This window comes from Selenomonas dianae, assembly GCF_030644225.1.
Lineage (GTDB): Bacteria > Bacillota > Negativicutes > Selenomonadales > Selenomonadaceae > Centipeda > Centipeda dianae.
On the sequence record NZ_CP128650.1, the window covers coordinates 1,018,235 to 1,034,277 of the forward strand.

Consider the following 16,043-nt stretch of genomic DNA (forward strand, 5'->3'; position numbering starts at 1 on the left):
TGTGATGGGTGGAAAAAAACTGGGAGCGGTACAGCGTGCGCTGCGGATGATCTATCGCGATGAAGCGATCCCTACGCCCGTACCTACGCCCAAGCCGCCAATGCCGAAGCTCCTGTGCGCAATGCGTTCGCTTGTCACGACGACACGCGATTATTGGCAGTCGCGGGCGGAACTCTTTCTGAAACAGGCGCGTCTGATGGTGAACTATGAGGACGACTACGCTTACAACGGCACAGTGAATCAGTATTTCCCGACATACGATTCGCTCTCGGATGCACAGCTGCGCGGCTACTTCACATGGCGAACGGCGGTGCGGAAGGGAAGAGTAGAGAAGCGGGGGATGTCCTATGCGTCTCTCTACGTGTATGAGCTGCTGCATCTCATCGGGTGCAGGGACGCACAGGACGGCTATGAGAAGCTGCATTCCTTCTGTGAGGCATATCGCGCGCTTGACCTACAGATCTGTCATTATATTGTGCATTGGGAAGCTGATTTCGTTATTTACTATGGGCTTGATCCAAAGCTGATTACATGGCGTGGGAATGCCCTCTCGTATCGGGAACAGGACGATGCAATCTGTACGGTGCTTCATCGCACGGAGCATACAACAGAGGAGACGATGGCGGCAGTCTGCGTTCTCTCCTCCTATCGTCTGGAACGCTCGAAGCTATACCGTGCTCATACGGCAGAGGTGAATACAGTCGCGCTCCGCGTGCTGGATCGCGTTGCGGCGTACTATGAGAAGCATCGTCAGATCAGTTTCTTTGACGATTTGATTGCCGTGGAGCAGACTGCGCCCGTCCGCCTCTTTTCCTCTGCAGTATTTCAGCCGCCCAAGGAGGAACCGGATCGCGTCTATGAGGTGCATCCTCTGCGCCGCTATGAATGCGTGAGCGGATACTGGACGCTGCACTCGTATGAGCGTCCCGCGCGTGCGGCACAGCGTTTGGGTGTGTTTTTGCGCGGTGTGGATGCAGGGCTGCGTGCACATTTTGGAATCACGGCGATTCAGCCGCCAAAGCTGAAAAAATGGCAGGCAAAAATAATTGATGAGGAGATCACCGACTTTCTTGCGGAGCAGAGGGCGGCAGAGGCGCGGCGTGTCCGGCTCGACTTTTCACAGCTGGCGCGCATTCGTGCGGATGCCGATGTGACGCAGGAGCGGCTGATCGTGGAGGAGGAAGAGCCTCCGATGATGTCCGTTTGTGAGCCTTCGCCTGTCGTTCCTCCGTCATCCTCTGAGGATACGCTGCCCGTCGATTCTGTGACGACAGAGGGGGCAGGGGCTATCAATGGTCTGGATGCGGTGGAGCTTCGGCTGCTCCGCGCACTTCTTGGTGATGGCGATCTCTCGTGGGTGCGCACAGAGGGGCTGATGCTCTCCGTGCTCGTCGATGGGATCAATGAAAAACTGTACGATGATTTTGCGGATACGGTGATCGAGGGCGACCCACCCGCCATCGTTTCCGACTATCAGAACGAACTAATAGAGAGGTATCTGCATGGCTGTGAATGAACCGAAGAAAATTCCGCGCCGCATTGCTCAAACACTCGTGAATGCACTCAAGGGCGGCGTTGTGCCGCGCATCGGTCTCCCATACATCACGGTCGGGCGGCGCAGCGAGATCGAGGCACTGCTCTCGGATGTGGAGATGATCGAGGGCGGCGGGGCTTCCTTCCGCTTTATCGTTGGGCGCTACGGCAGCGGCAAGAGCTTTCTCTTGCAGACGATCCGCAGCTATGTTATGGCAAAGAATTTCGTCGTGGTGGATGCCGACCTCTCGCCCGAACGCCGCTTGCAGGGAACGCGCGGGCAGGGGCTCGCGACGTACCGTGAGCTCATCCGCAATATGGCGACGAAGACGATGCCCGAGGGCGGGGCGCTCACGCTCATCCTCGACCGCTGGATCAGCCGCGTACAGCAGGAAATCGTGACGGAGGATGGTATCGCCCCCGAGCACCCCGATTTTTCCGCTGCTGTTGATCGCCGTATCGCGGCGATCATCTATGGGCTGAACGATCTCGTGCACGGGTTTGACTTTACGCGGCTTCTGACGCTCTACTATCATGCCTATCGGGACGGCGACGATGAGAAGCGGGCGCAGGTTGCACGCTGGTTTCGCGGGGAGTATACGACGAAGACCGAGGCGCGGCACGATCTCGGTGTGAACATCATCATCACGGACGACGACTGGTATGAGTATCTGAAACTCTTTGCCGCATTCCTGCGGCAAGCGGGCTATGCGGGAATGCTCATCCTCATCGACGAACTCGTGAACATCTACAAGATTCCGCACGCGGTCACGCGCCAGTACAACTACGAGAAGATTCTCACGATGTATAACGATGCGATGCAGGGGCGCGCGCAGTACCTCGGCATGATCCTCTGCGGCACGCCCGCGTGCATGGAGGATACGCGGCGTGGGGTATACAGCTATGAGGCACTGCGCTCACGGCTTGCCGAGGGACGCTTTGCAGGGGAGCATCGCGACCTGCTCTCGCCTGTGATACGGCTCTCTCCGCTCACGCATGAGGAAATGCTCGTCCTCATCGAAAAACTTGCCGCCATCCACGCGGGGCTCTACGACTACGTGCAGATTGTGACGCAGGAGGATCTTGCGGACTTTATCCGCATCGAGTTTGGGCGCATCGGTGCGGACACGCATATCACGCCGCGCGAGGTGATCCGCGACTTCATTCAGGTGCTCGATATTATCTACCAAAATCCTGCATTGAAACTTGCCGATCTGCTTGGTTCGGATGCGTTTTCCTATGCGCAGAATGAGGTGGAGGGCGCGGAAATCAGTGCACAGTTTGCGGAGTTCGAGTTGTGAACGTGTTCGACCGCTATGCGCCCTTTGTACGTGACTATATCTATGCGCAGGAGTGGAAGCATCTGCGCGGCATCCAGATCGCGGCGGCGGATGCGATCTTCGGAACGGACGGTCATGTGCTGCTCACGGCATCCACGGCGGCGGGCAAGACGGAGGCGGCGTTTTTTCCGATCATCACACTTTTTCACGAGAATCCGCCGAGCTCTGTCGGATGTATCTATATCGGCCCTCTCAAGGCACTCATCAACGATCAGTTCGAGCGTCTGACGGATCTTTGCCGCAGGGCGGATATTCCCGTATGGCACTGGCATGGGGATGTCGGGCAGACGCATAAGGCACGGCTGATGAAGCATCCGTCGGGCATTCTGCAAATCATACCCGAGTCGCTGGAAGCACTGCTCCTACATCGCCATGCGGCGATCTCGAAGCTCTTCGGCGACCTGCGCTTTGTTGTGATCGACGAGCTGCATTCACTCTTGCGCGGCGACCGCGGCGGGCAGACACTCTGCCTGATCGAACGCCTCTCACGCATCGCGGGCGTGCAGCCGCGTCGTATTGGACTGTCGGCGACCATTGGCGATGCGCGGCGTGCGGGGGACTTCCTTGCGGCGGGGACGGGTCGCGAGACGTTTGTTCCGCAGATCGAGGCACGGGGGAATAAATGGCGGCTTTCGCTCGAACACTTCTATGTGCGTGACACACAGGCGGGGGAGGGGCGCGAGGACATCGTTGTGACGGATGTTCTCGGCGCACCGACGGATACCCCGCCCGAGGCCGCCGATCCCGGGCTTGGTTATATCTTTGCCCATACGCGTGGAAAGAAGTGTCTCGTCTTTGTGAACTCGCGTGAGGAGTGCGAGGCGGTAACGACAACTCTGCGTGCTTACTGTGAGAAACAGCATGAGCCGGATCGCTTTCTCATCCATCACGGCAATCTCTCCGCTGCGTTCCGCGAAACGGCGGAGGCGCGTATGAAGGATGAGGACAGCCTCTTTACAACGTGTACGACGGCAACCCTCGAACTCGGTATTGACATCGGACGGCTTGAGCGCGCCTTTCAAATCGATGCACCGTGGACGGTTTCGTCCTTTCTTCAGCGCATGGGGCGCACGGGGCGGCGTGGACAACCGCAGGAGATGCACTTCGTTGTGCGCGAGGAGCAGTGCGAGGCGCGTGCGCTCCTGCCCGCAACGATTCCATGGAAACTCTTACAGGGGATTGCTCTCATCCAGCTTTACCTTGAGGAGCGTTGGGTCGAGCCGCCGCGTTTGGATCGTCTGCCGTTCAGTCTGCTCTATCATCAGACGATGAGCGTCGCGGCATCCTGTGGGGAGCTCTCCCCGCGTGCGCTCGCGGATCGCGTGCTCTCCCTGCATATCTTTCATCGCATCACGCAGGAGGATTACCGCACGCTCCTGCGGCATCTGATTGCACAGGAACATTTGCAGCAGACGGAGCGCGGCGGGCTGATCGTGGGACTTTCGGGGGAGCGCGTTGTACAGTCCTACCGTTTTTATGGTGTCTTTCAGGAGAACGAGGAGTACACTGTTCGCAGTGAGTCACAGGAGATTGGAACGATTGTCACGCCGCCGCCCGTTGGGGAGAAGATCGCGATCGCAGGGCACGTCTGGCGCGTGCTTGAGGTTGACCGCAAGCGACATCTCGTCTACTGCGAGATGGTGCGGGGGAATGTGCCCGCCTATTTCGGTGAGTGTCCCGGCGACATCCACACGCGCATCCTTGAGCGGATGCGGCAGGTCTTGCGCGAGGAGCTGATTCCGCCATATCTGTTGAAAAACGCCATAGCGCGTCTTTCGCAGGCGCGTGATACGGCGCGACATTCGCGTGCAGCGGAGGATGTGCTCATCCCGCTCGGCGGCGAGATGTACGCACTCCTGCCGTGGCTCGGCAGCTATGCGTTTCTTGCTCTTGAACGGTTCCTGCGGATTCGCTGCGGGACACGGCTCGGACTGCGTGGGTTTGAGTCGATGCGTCCGTACTTTATACAGTTTACGATGAGAGTTATGCCCTCGGAGTTCTTTTGCATTCTCGCGGAGGAAGCGGCTGAGGAATTTGATCCGATGGAACTCCTCTATCCCGATGAGGTGCCGATCTTTGACAAATACGATGAATTTCTCCCGACGGAGCTTGTGCGTCGAGGCTTTGCTTATGGTGTTTTGGATGTGGAGGAGATGCGTGCGGCTGTGCTCTCGTGGTCAAACGCACGGATTGACAGCCCCGCACGGTCATGATAGAATACGTTTGCTGAGTTTATCAGCGTTTCCTGCATATGCGGATGTGGCGGAACTGGCAGACGCGCCGGACTTAGGATCCGGTGCCGCAAGGCGTATGGGTTCGACCCCCTTCATCCGCACCAGCTTCGTATTTCTTTTGCACATTTGGTGCAGTTCCATTAACCGACTGTTTTGCAGTCGGCTTTTTTTCTATGGGGAGTGATCGTAATGTCCATCCTTGCCGCCTATGCCGTACCGCATCCGCCGCTCATCATCCCTGCGATTGGCGCGGGACGGGAGCGGGAGATCGCTGCGACTGTTCGGGCATATCATGAGGTGATGCGCGCGGCGGCGGCGCTGCGTCCCGATACCGTCGTCATCATCAGCCCGCACGCGACGGCATACGATGATTTCTTTCACATCTCACCGGGCGCGGGAGCGGAGGGAAACTTTGCCGCGTTCGGGCATCCCGAGATCTCCGTCGACATTCCGTATGACGAGGATTTTGTGCGTGTCCTCTCTGCTTTTGCGGGGGAGAAGGAGCTTCCGGCGGGAACACTCGGGGAGAAGCATCCGTCGCTTGACCACGGGACGATGATACCGCTCTTCTTTTTGAGTGAATATCTGGGAGATGCGCCGACCAAATTTGTCCGCATCGGTATCGCGGGGTTACCTGCGCATACACATGCCTTGCTCGGGCAGTTGATTGCGGCGACGGCGGAGCAGCTTGGACGGCGCACTGTCTGCATTGCGAGCGGCGATCTCTCACATCGTCTGACGGAGGGCGGAGCAAATGGGTTTGCGCCCGAGGGCGCGGAGTTTGACGAGCTCTGCACAGCGTTTCTAAAAACAGGGGATTTCCTCTCGCTCTTGCAGATTCCGGGCAGTTTTGCCGAAGCGGCGGGTCACTGCGGATTGAATGGGCTGTGGGTGCTCGCGGGTGCGCTCGACCGTGCGGCGATGGATGCAGTTCTGCACAGCTACGAAGCTCCATTTGGTGTGGGGTATGCCGTTGCTTCCTTTACCGTGACAGGGCGGAACGAGGCGAATGACTTCGCAGCGCAGCTCGTGCGTGCGGAGGATCGGGCGATTGCCGAACTGCGTGCGGCGGAGGACGATTATGTACGGCTTGCACGCATGAGCATCGAGCATTTTGTGCGGACACACCGATTTGCGGTGATGCCGAGCGACTTGCCACGTGTGCTGATGGAGCGGCGTGCGGGCGCGTTTGTATCCATCAAGAAATACGGCAAGCTGCGCGGCTGCATCGGAACGTTTGCGCCCGCTCAGAAAACGCTTGGAGAGGAGATCTTTTACAACGCTGTCTCGGCAGCAGTGCATGACGGGCGTTTTGAACCGATTGAGGAGGGGGAGCTGAACCGTCTCGTCTACTCCGTGGACGTGCTGAGTGTGCCGGAGCCGATTGAATCGGCGGCACAACTCGATCCGAAGATTTATGGCGTGATTGTCAAGAGCCTGACGGATCAGCGGCGGGGGCTGCTGCTGCCCGATCTCGCAGGCATTGATACAGCAGAGGATCAGATTGCCATTGCACGTGAGAAGGCGCGCATTCAGCCGAAGGAGCCGATTGCGCTCGCGCGATTTACGGTGGAACGGCATCATTGAGATTTGAGGAATATATCTGTGATTCCCCAAGGGAGATGTTTACATGGGAGATGTTCAAGGAAGTGAATTTTCTTTTTGGAATGGGCTCTGGCAGGAGAAGTTTCATGCACGCATACAGCGCATACGTGCAAATCCTCAAGTGGATTACTGGGACAAGCGTGCCAGGGATTTTTCTGCGATGCGCAAGAGCAATGACTATGACTATGGAAAGCGGGTTTATGCGGCGCTACAGTCTGTTTTGAATGCAGATACCACGGTGCTGGACATTGGGGCGGGACCGGGGTCGTTTGTGGTTCCCTTTGCAAAGCACGTGAAATTTGTCACGGCTATCGAGCCCTCGCGGGAAATGGCAGCACTTCTCAGAGAGAATGCCGATGAAGCAGGGATCGGGAACTATGCTGTGATCGAGAAAATGCTGCAAGACTTTCCGTCGGATAGTGCGTTGAATGATGCCTTCGATCTCGTAACGGTTTCGCTTGTCTTTTGGATGTACGAGGATGTATGGCCGCTGATCTTACAGATGGAGTCATATTCCAACCGTTATTGTGCAATTGTGGCGGAAATCCCGGACAAAAAGAATCCGAGAGCGTCGAGCTGTGGTGATGTGGAAGAGTTTCAAATCCTTTACAATATGCTTGTGGCTCAAGGGCGCTTTGCCAATGTCCGCGTGATTGACTATCGCTGCGAGCGCTCTGTGGAGGACGAGGCACAGTATCGCTCAATCGCCTTTGAGCAGTACGAAGGGGATATAACACCACAGGTGATGCAAAGAATTCGTGATGAAGTACAGGCAGAAGCGAAGAATGGAATGTGCACGGTTGCGACGAGATCGGCAGTTATATGGTGGGACAAGAGAGATCTTGTTCCGTAATGTGTTTAGTATTGAGCGCAAGCAAAAGCTCCTCTTCACGTGGAAGAGGAGCTTTTGCTGTGTATGTCTGTATTACTGCGCCGCAGCAGATTTCTCGCCGATCGTTGCGTTGAGTGCTTCGATCAGAGCGTCGATGTCGATGCCGTGTGCCAACGCTCCTTGCTCGATGTTCTCAAAATGCGATGCCGCGCAGCCGAGGCAGCCCATGCCCGCATTCATCAGAACCTCGACGGTGTCAGGATACGTCTGAACGATCTCGACGATGCTCATATCTTTTGTAATTGCCATGATAGACCTCCTATATGATGAAGATAATTGACAATAAAGGGGGAATTCCCCTAATTGCTTCAAATTATAACACAAGATTTCAAAAATGGAAGTAGCATTTGTGACATTTGCAGGTATGCTCATAAGAAAAGATATATGCTTCTCCTGCCGCGAGCGGCGCACAATGATTGACCTTCTCCCTTTTTTTTGCTATAACATAACGAGTGCAGCTGTTTTATCGAAGGAATATCGCGTGACTTCAGTCTGTGAAAGAGGTAATCATTGTGAGCAATCTTGAGGTTGGAATCGTTGGTTTGCCGAATGTGGGCAAAAGTACGCTTTTTAATGCGATTACGAAGGCGGGTGCAGAGGCGGCGAACTATCCATTCTGTACGATTGAGCCGAATGTGGGTGTGGTGGCGGTGCCGGATGTGCGTCTCAAGGTGTTGACCGATCTCTACCATTCGAAAAAAACAACGCCGGCAAGTGTCCGCTTTGTGGACATCGCCGGGCTGGTAAAGGGAGCGTCGAAGGGCGAGGGGCTCGGCAATAAATTCCTGGAGCACATCCGGCAGGTGGATGCCGTGGCGCATGTTGTCCGCTGCTTTGAGAGCACGGACATCACGCACGTCGAGGGCGCGGTCGATCCGCTGCGCGACATCGACATCATCGAGACGGAGCTCTGTCTTGCCGATCTTGAGGCAGTCGATAAGCGTATGGTGAAGGTGACGAAGCTGCTCAAATCGGGCAGCAAGGACGCAAAGGCGGAACACGCTGCGCTTGAACGTCTGAAATCTGCACTTGACGCGGGAAAACCCGCGCGTGAGGTGGAACTCTCGGATGAGGAGCAGGTGATGCTGCGTGATTTGAACCTCCTCACGCGCAAGCCGATTCTCTACATCGCGAATGTCGGTGAGGATGAGGCGGCAACGGCGGATGCGGAGAATCCGCACGTGCAGACGGTCAAGGAGTATGCCGCACGCACGGGGGCACAGGTGGTGACGGTTTCGGCGCGGCTTGAGGAGGAGATCGCGGAGCTCGATGCGGAGGAAGCTGCGGTATTCCTTGAAGATTTGGGTCTGTCCGAGAGTGGGCTTGATCGGCTCATCCATGGGGCGTTTGCCCTGCTCGGGCTGCAGACCTTCCTTACAGCGGGCGAGGATGAGTGCCGTGCATGGACGATTACGCGCGGGACGACGGCGCCGAAGGCTGCGGGGAAAATTCACACGGACTTTGAGCGCGGCTTCATCCGTGCCGAGATTGTGAACTACGATGATCTCGTCGCCCTCGGCAGCGTTGCAGCAGCGCGGGACAAGGGGTTGGTGCGCCTTGAGGGAAAGGATTATGTCATGCGCGACGGCGATGTGGTGAATTTCCGCTTTAATGTATGATTTTTTTCTGTGGCTCTGGACAAGCAGCACATTATGCGTTACAATTCATTCGGTCATTTTACGGGAGATATTTTGAAAGGAAGTGAAGAGCATGGACGATACACCTTTGCAGCCCGATCCTCACTTATGTATCGCGTCCTCTCTTTGTTTCGACACATTGTCCGGATAGGGGAGGGCGCACGGAAAGGAGTGCCATCCCTTGCTGCAAATCTATAAATCCATGGAATCCGGCCCTTTGCAGGAGCTGTCCCTCAAGACGCTCACGAAGGGGGCGTGGATCAACATTGTCAACCCGACCCCGTACGAGCTGAAGGTCGTGAGTACGCTGACCGAGGTCGATCCCGACTTCCTGCGTTCCGCGCTCGACGATGAGGAACGGTCGCATACGGATGTCGAGGACGACTCGGTCATGATCCTGACGAACGTCCCTGTCTATCGCGGTGAGGACAGTTACGACACGCTGCCTCTCGCGATCATCCTTACGGATGAGCACATCATCACGGTCTGCCTTGAGGAAACGCCGGTCATGGCGGAGTTTAACGAGCGCACGGCGAAGCTCTTCCGCACGTACAAGCGGACGCGCTTCCTCTTTCAGATCCTCTATAAGTCGGACGTGTTCTATCTGCGTTACCTGCGCCAGATCAGCAAGCTCTCCGAGGAGATCGAGGATCGTCTGCGCCACGATATGAAAAACAGCGAGATCCTGCGCCTTTTGCAGCTGCAAAAGGGTTTGACGTACTTCAATGCCGCACTGCGTTCGAACGGTGCGGTTCTCGATCGGCTAATGCGGCTGCGGACGAATACCTCAATGCATCATATCTTCAAAATGTACGAGGAGGATGAGGATCTCCTTGAGGATGTCATCATCGAGAACAAGCAGGCACGTGAGATGGTGGAGATGTACAGCACGATCCTTGCACGGCTCGCGGATACCTTCTCCTCGATTGTTTCGAACAATCTGAACCTCGTGATGAAATTCCTGACGGCAATCACGATTATCCTTGCGATTCCAACAGTGATTTCAAGTTTCTTCGGCATGAATGTGCCTGTGCCGTATGAAGGTGATCCGCTCGGCTTTATGCGCGTGGTCATCATCGCAGCCTGTGTGTCTACGACCGTGGTCTATATGCTCTGGCGGAGGGATATGTTTTGATACGCGAAGCGCAGCTCTTGCGCGGCATCATCTTTGGTGACCGAAATACGGATGAGTATGTCTATATGCCCGCGAGTGAGATTGGTGCCGACCCGCCCGTCTATGTGTACGAGGAGGGCAGCTGCCGCCATGACGTCGAGCTCGCCGATGCACTTCATCTCATACGGGTGCGTGACCTCAGGCCAACGGAACACCCCCTTTTGGGACGAACGAGCTGCTAGCGTGCGGCTCGTTTTTTGATAGGATGATTAGATATTTTTATCATAAAAAACAATGAGAAAACACCGGCTTTTAGACCACTGAGAAGACCTATCCTGTTTACAACCCCTATGTTACGTTGTATAATAAACAGAAAGTATTGAATCGGTATTCCTCCATAGATATTCTTTTTGATTCTTTTTATCAAAGAATCACGAGGGGACAAATTCTTTGCTCATGTGGTTATATTTTAATATTTTTGGGATGCAGACGCATTTCCATTGAGAGGGGAGCAGTAACATGGCCAAGAAAATGAAGACAATGGACGGTAACACTGCTGCGGGCTATATCTCCTATGCCTTCACGGACGTGGCGGCGATCTATCCGATCACACCGTCCTCGCCGATGGCGGAGCACGTCGACAGCCTTGCTGCAAAGGGAATGAAGAATATCTTCGGACAGAAGGTACGCCTCATCGAAATGCAGTCGGAGGCAGGCGCTGCAGGAGCGGTGCACGGTTCACTTCAGGCGGGAGCTCTCACGACGACCTATACGGCATCGCAGGGACTTCTGCTCATGATTCCGAATATGTATAAGATCGCGGGTGAACTTCTGCCGGGCGTGTTCCATGTCAGCGCACGCGCAATTGCGGCATCCTCGCTGAATATCTTCGGCGATCATCAGGATGTCATGGCGGCGCGCCAGACGGGTGTCGCCATGCTCGCAGAGTCGAGCGTACAGGAGGTCATGGATCTCGCTGCGGTAGCGCATCTCGTTGCGATTAAGGGGCGCATTCCGTTCATCAATTTCTTTGACGGCTTCCGTACTTCGCATGAGATTCAGAAGATCGAGGTTGTGGACTATGCCGATCTCGCGAAGATTCTCGACTGGGATGCGGTCAACGCATTCCGCCGCCGTGCGCTCAACCCGGATCATCCGGCAGTGCGCGGTACGGCGCAGAACCCCGACATCTACTTCCAAGGGCGCGAGGCGGTCAACCGCTACTACGATGCCATTCCGGAGCTTGTCGAAGAGGCTATGGCTGAGATGGCGAAGATCACGGGGCGCGAGCATCATCTCTTTGACTACTACGGCGCACCCGATGCGGATCGCATCATCATCGCGATGGGTTCGATCTGCCAGACGGCGGAGGAGGTTGCCGAATACCTCAATGCGCAGGGCGAAAAGGTAGGTCTGCTCTCCGTTCACCTCTATCGTCCGTTCTCCATCGAACATTTCTTCAAGTATCTTCCGAAGACGGTGCAGAAGGTCGCTGTTCTCGACCGCACGAAGGAGCCGGGAGCGCTCGGCGAGCCGCTTTACCTCGATGTCAAGGCGGCATACTACAGCTCGGGGATGACCCCCGTCATTGTCGGCGGTCGCTACGGTCTCGGCGGCAAGGACACTACGCCGGATCAGGTCTTTGCGGTCTACGAGGAGCTGAAGAAGGACGAGCCGATGCACGGCTTTACGCTCGGCATTGTCGATGATGTCACTCATTGCAGCCTCACGCCGATCCACGGTGATGTCAACCTCACGAAGCCGGGGACGACGGCGTGCAAGTTCTGGGGGCTCGGCTCGGACGGCACGGTCGGCGCGAACAAGAGCGCGATCAAGATCATTGGCGATAAGACGGATATGTACGCACAGGCGTACTTTGCCTATGACTCGAAGAAGTCGGGCGGTATCACGATGAGCCACCTGCGCTTCGGCAAGTCGCCCATCATCAGCCCGTATCTCATCAACAAGGCGGACTTCATCTCCTGCTCGCAGCAGTCCTATGTCCGTCAGTATGATCTGCTCGCAGGTCTTAAGAAGGGCGGCAAGTTCCTTCTCAACACGTTCTGGACGGACGAGGAGCTCTCGACGCATCTCCCTGCATCCATGAAACGCTACATTGCACAGAACGAGATTGAGTTCTACACGGTCAATGCGGTGCAGATTGCGCGTGACCTCGGACTTGGCGGACGCTTTAACATGGTCATGCAGTCGGGCTTCTTCAAGCTCGCGAACATTATTCCCATCGACGATGCGGTCAAGTACCTCAAGGATGCGGTCGTCACATCCTACGGCAGCAAGGGCGAAAAGGTCGTCAACATGAACAACGGTGCGATTGACAAGGGGATCGAAGCCCTCCATCGCGTGAATGTTCCCGCTGAGTGGAAGGATGCTGTCGATGAGGAAGTGCCGGTCAACGCAAAGACACCGGAATTCATTACGAAGATCCAGAACGTCATGAACCGTCAGGAGGGCGACAAGCTCAAGATCTCTGAAATTCTCAGTATGGAGGACGGCACATTCCCCGTCGGCGGTACGGCGTTCGAGAAGCGCGGAACGGCGATCTCTGTTCCCGTATGGCGTCCGGAGAAGTGTATCCAGTGCAATCAGTGCTCCTTTGTCTGCCCCCACGCAACGATCCGTCCTGTGTTGACGACGGATGAGGAGCTTGCGGCGGCACCTGAGGGAATGCAGTCCGTGAAGTCGCGTCCGGCGAAGGGGATGAACCTCACGATTGCCGTCTCGACGCTCGACTGTCTCGGCTGCGGAAACTGTGCGCAGGTCTGCCCTGGCAAGGCTCTCGATATGACCCTGCTCGACGACAACCTCCGCGATGCGCAGAAGTATTTTGACTATGGCGTAGACACGGAGAAAGTTTCGGTCAAGAACGTCCCGATGAAGAAGACGACGGTCATCGGCTCGCAGTTCGAGCAGCCGCTCTTTGAGTTCTCGGGCGCGTGCGCAGGCTGCGGCGAAACCCCATATGCGAAGCTCGTCACGCAGCTCTTTGGCGACCGCATGATGATCGCCAATGCGACGGGCTGCTCCTCCATCTGGGGCGCGAGCGCACCTGCCATCCCATACACGAAAAACCCGAAGGGCTACGGTCCCGCATGGGCGAACTCTCTGTTTGAGGATAATGCTGAGTACGGTCTTGGTATGCTGCTTGGTACGAAGGCAGTGCGGGAGTCCATCGCTGCTGCGGTGACACAGGCAATCGAGGAAAAGAAGGGGTCTGCCGAGCTTCAGGCAGCGATGCAGCTCTGGCTCGAAAAGCGCGACAGCGGCGAGGGTACGCGTGACCGTGCCGACCTCCTGCGTGAGCTGCTCGAAAAGGAGAAAGGAACGGACGAACTCCTCTGCCGCATCTATAAGGACAACGATTACTTCGTCAAGCGTTCGCAGTGGGTGTTCGGCGGCGACGGCTGGGCGTATGACATCGGCTACGGCGGTGTCGATCATGTCCTTGCGTCGGGTGAAGATGTCAACATCATGGTCTTTGATACCGAGGTCTACTCGAATACGGGCGGACAGGCATCGAAGTCAACCCCTGCGGCGGCAATTGCCGAGTTTGCCGCAACGGGCAAGAAGACGAAGAAGAAGGATCTCGGCATGATGGCGATGTCCTACGGCTACGTCTACGTTGCGCAGATCGACATGGGCTCTGACCAGAATCAGGTCTTGAAGGCGATCAGCGAGGCGGAGGCATATCCGGGACCGTCCCTTATCATTGCCTACTCGCCGTGTATCAACCATGGTATCCGCAAGGGCATGGGCTGTGCCCAGCTTGAGGGCAAACTCGCCGTCGCGTGCGGTTACTGGGCGAACTATCGCTACAATCCGCAGCTCATCGAGGCGGGCAAGAATCCGTTCACGCTCGACTCCAAGGAGCCGGACTTTTCGAAGTTCCGGGAATTCCTGCTCGGCGAGAACCGCTACATCAGTCTCAAGAGCAACTTCCCCGAGGTAGCGGAAGCGCTCTTCGAGAAGACGCAGAAGGATGCCGAGACGCGCTATAACAACTACAAGAAACTCGCAGGCAAGGCGTGAAGCGTTCTTTCCTGTCACCCCGATAACCATTTTTCTCCGCATGTGGGGGAGAGAAGCCGCAAAGCGGTGCAATAGGGAAAAGAAAAAAGCTGTACGAAGGTATTCTTCGTACAGCTTTTTGATATTGGTGTTTGAAGAAGCACTGATACGCAGCACTGCCATGGGAATATAGAGCGATCTGAACATCATGTTCCCTCACACGTTTTGATGATGCTCAAAATCATCAGAGACCCAAATCGCCCATCCTGATTTCTTCTACCTGTCCATGCTTTATTTCGAAGGCAAAACCGATGGTTGGATCCTCCTCGGAGAAGTAGATATAGTCCTCGCCGTAGACCATGCTCGGCTCACCATAGACACGACGCAGTTCCTCAACAGGTGTTCCGATGCGAACCCCCTTGCCCGATGCGAGAGCACTGTGCTCAGAAATTTTGACAAGACGGACGAGCCCGTCAACAAAGTCCAATGACAAGTTGTCCGTATACTCATATTTGACAACTTCTTTTCCCGCATAACGCATGGAATGCTCCGACTCCATCTCAAAAGGAGTACCGTAGCGTGCACGTACATCGGCCTCAGTGGCACCGTAGGCAATATCAGCCAGCAGCAATGCCTCACGGGCGATGCGTACGGCAGACTTCTGCTCCTCTGCACGGTGCTGCCGCAGCAGCCCCGCCTCACGTCTCGCTGCATCATCTGCAGAAAGTGTCTTTTCTACAGAATCCCGTGCAATGGTGATTCTCTTTCCAACATCTGTGCTCTGCGGTGTTGTCCCCGCAGAGCGATACATATCCACAGTGACACTCACTGCAGCACCGGCAATGACCGCAATCCCAACAAAGGCGGCACACATCCGCATATTCAAAGGTTCTCTCTCCCTCGGAAGCAGCTTTCACATCATCTGCCAACAAGATTCCGCTGTTGTTTTTCTAACAGTGGATATGTTGTTGGCTAGTGGATTATGCCCATTTTGATCTCCTTGACATGACTTCCTGCTATTTCAAAGGTAAATCCAATCGACGAATCTCCATCCACAAAGTAAATGTATTTATCGTCGTGTATGGCATCCGGCTGTCCATACGCTGCAATTAAAGTATTTACGTCCGTACCGACTGTAATGTTTGCTGCCGTTTTCATGCCGTTTGGCTTGCCGACCTCAACCTGACGAACAGTTCCATCTACAAAGAGAATGTCGAAATCATTGCCGTATTCCCATTCAATTGCCTGCCCGTCGGCATACGCGGGGTTGTATTTCGTCTCCACCTCGCGCGGTGCCCCATAGACACTGCGGACATAGGAGTCAGATGCACCGTATTCGATGCCGCCGACGACGAGCGCCTCCTGCGGCACAGAAGCCTCTGCCACACTGCCGATGAGAGCAGCCCCCAGCACAAGCCCTGTCATTCGTTTTCCATAGCGAATCATGGTTCACATCTCCTTTGCCCAAAATATTCACAATAGGGACATTTAAGGAAGTACGGATCAATACAGAACCATCATCTTGGCGCACCTCTTGTCCGCTCAATGCCTGCAAATCCTTCGCATACTTTGGATATGCGTCAAGTTCGCCTCCCTGTTCGGACGAAAAATCTGTGCCAATCCGAGGGGCTGTTTTATCAGCAATTCCTCAACATTACGGAA

Annotated in this window: 12 protein-coding genes and 1 tRNA gene; 10 read left to right on the top strand and 3 right to left on the bottom strand. The window is 55.7% G+C overall.

Going from position 1 to position 16,043, the window contains the following annotated elements; translation table 11 throughout:
- Positions 1-4: 4 nt before the first annotated feature.
- From QU667_RS05015 to QU667_RS05040, 6 genes are all read left to right on the top strand, one after another.
- Positions 5-1,516, top strand: coding sequence for a TerB N-terminal domain-containing protein (locus QU667_RS05015; RefSeq protein ID WP_304988214.1), 1,512 nt, complete (start codon positions 5-7; stop codon positions 1,514-1,516).
- On the top strand, positions 1,503-2,834 hold the full coding sequence (locus QU667_RS05020) for an ATP-binding protein (RefSeq protein ID WP_304988215.1): 1,332 nt from the start codon (positions 1,503-1,505) through the stop codon (positions 2,832-2,834). The genes QU667_RS05015 and QU667_RS05020 overlap by 14 nt, the downstream gene beginning before the upstream one ends.
- Positions 2,831-5,086 (top strand): DEAD/DEAH box helicase, encoded by a 2,256-nt coding sequence (locus tag QU667_RS05025; RefSeq protein ID WP_304988216.1) that lies wholly within the window; start codon positions 2,831-2,833, stop codon positions 5,084-5,086. Before QU667_RS05020 ends, QU667_RS05025 begins: the two co-directional genes overlap by 4 nt.
- Before the next feature lie 40 nt (positions 5,087-5,126).
- A tRNA-Leu gene (locus QU667_RS05030) sits at positions 5,127-5,211 on the top strand.
- A gap of 85 nt (positions 5,212-5,296) precedes the next feature.
- Positions 5,297-6,694, top strand: a complete 1,398-nt coding sequence (amrA, locus tag QU667_RS05035) for an AmmeMemoRadiSam system protein A (protein WP_304988217.1) — start codon at positions 5,297-5,299, stop codon at positions 6,692-6,694.
- Between the two features lie 43 nt (positions 6,695-6,737).
- Positions 6,738-7,565, top strand: coding sequence for a class I SAM-dependent methyltransferase (locus QU667_RS05040; RefSeq protein WP_304988218.1), 828 nt, complete (start codon positions 6,738-6,740; stop codon positions 7,563-7,565).
- A 72-nt stretch (positions 7,566-7,637) separates the two neighbouring features.
- On the opposite strand, the gene QU667_RS05045 is transcribed toward QU667_RS05040, so the two are convergent.
- A complete protein-coding gene (locus tag QU667_RS05045) occupies positions 7,638-7,853 on the bottom strand; it encodes a DUF1858 domain-containing protein (RefSeq protein WP_304988219.1) in 216 nt (71 codons plus the stop codon).
- A 263-nt stretch (positions 7,854-8,116) separates the two neighbouring features.
- Between QU667_RS05045 and ychF the strand changes: the two genes are divergently transcribed.
- The 4 genes from ychF to nifJ all read left to right on the top strand — a co-directional run bounded on the left by ychF (position 8,117) and on the right by nifJ (position 14,402).
- On the top strand, positions 8,117-9,223 hold the full coding sequence (gene ychF, locus QU667_RS05050; RefSeq protein WP_304988411.1) for a redox-regulated ATPase YchF: 1,107 nt from the start codon (positions 8,117-8,119) through the stop codon (positions 9,221-9,223).
- A gap of 199 nt (positions 9,224-9,422) precedes the next feature.
- Positions 9,423-10,376 (top strand): magnesium transporter CorA family protein, encoded by a 954-nt coding sequence (locus QU667_RS05055; protein WP_304988220.1) that lies wholly within the window; start codon positions 9,423-9,425, stop codon positions 10,374-10,376.
- On the top strand, positions 10,373-10,597 hold the full coding sequence (locus tag QU667_RS05060; protein ID WP_304988221.1) for a hypothetical protein: 225 nt from the start codon (positions 10,373-10,375) through the stop codon (positions 10,595-10,597). The genes QU667_RS05055 and QU667_RS05060 overlap by 4 nt, the downstream gene beginning before the upstream one ends.
- Positions 10,598-10,874: 277 nt before the next feature.
- On the top strand, positions 10,875-14,402 hold the full coding sequence (nifJ, locus tag QU667_RS05065; RefSeq protein ID WP_304988223.1) for a pyruvate:ferredoxin (flavodoxin) oxidoreductase: 3,528 nt from the start codon (positions 10,875-10,877) through the stop codon (positions 14,400-14,402).
- Between the two features lie 223 nt (positions 14,403-14,625).
- On the opposite strand, the gene QU667_RS05070 is transcribed toward nifJ, so the two are convergent.
- Both QU667_RS05070 and QU667_RS05075 read right to left on the bottom strand, forming a co-directional pair.
- Positions 14,626-15,261 (bottom strand): hypothetical protein, encoded by a 636-nt coding sequence (locus QU667_RS05070; protein ID WP_304988412.1) that lies wholly within the window; start codon positions 15,259-15,261, stop codon positions 14,626-14,628.
- A gap of 92 nt (positions 15,262-15,353) precedes the next feature.
- Positions 15,354-15,827, bottom strand: a complete 474-nt coding sequence (locus QU667_RS05075) for a hypothetical protein (protein ID WP_304988224.1) — start codon at positions 15,825-15,827, stop codon at positions 15,354-15,356.
- Positions 15,828-16,043 lie beyond the last annotated feature (216 nt).

Excerpts from the sequence above, each read along its gene's own strand:
- QU667_RS05015 (WP_304988214.1), top strand. The coding sequence starts at position 5 with ATGGGTGGAAAAAAACTGGGAGCGGTACAGCGTGCGCTGCGGATGATC.
- QU667_RS05020 (WP_304988215.1), top strand. The coding sequence starts at position 1,503 with ATGGCTGTGAATGAACCGAAGAAAATTCCGCGCCGCATTGCTCAAACA.
- amrA (WP_304988217.1), top strand. The coding sequence starts at position 5,297 with ATGTCCATCCTTGCCGCCTATGCCGTACCGCATCCGCCGCTCATCATC.
- QU667_RS05040 (WP_304988218.1), top strand. The coding sequence starts at position 6,738 with ATGGGAGATGTTCAAGGAAGTGAATTTTCTTTTTGGAATGGGCTCTGG.
- QU667_RS05045 (WP_304988219.1), bottom strand. The coding sequence starts at position 7,853 with ATGGCAATTACAAAAGATATGAGCATCGTCGAGATCGTTCAGACGTAT.
- nifJ (WP_304988223.1), top strand. The coding sequence starts at position 10,875 with ATGGCCAAGAAAATGAAGACAATGGACGGTAACACTGCTGCGGGCTAT.
- QU667_RS05070 (WP_304988412.1), bottom strand. The coding sequence starts at position 15,261 with ATGCGGATGTGTGCCGCCTTTGTTGGGATTGCGGTCATTGCCGGTGCT.
- QU667_RS05075 (WP_304988224.1), bottom strand. The coding sequence starts at position 15,827 with ATGATTCGCTATGGAAAACGAATGACAGGGCTTGTGCTGGGGGCTGCT.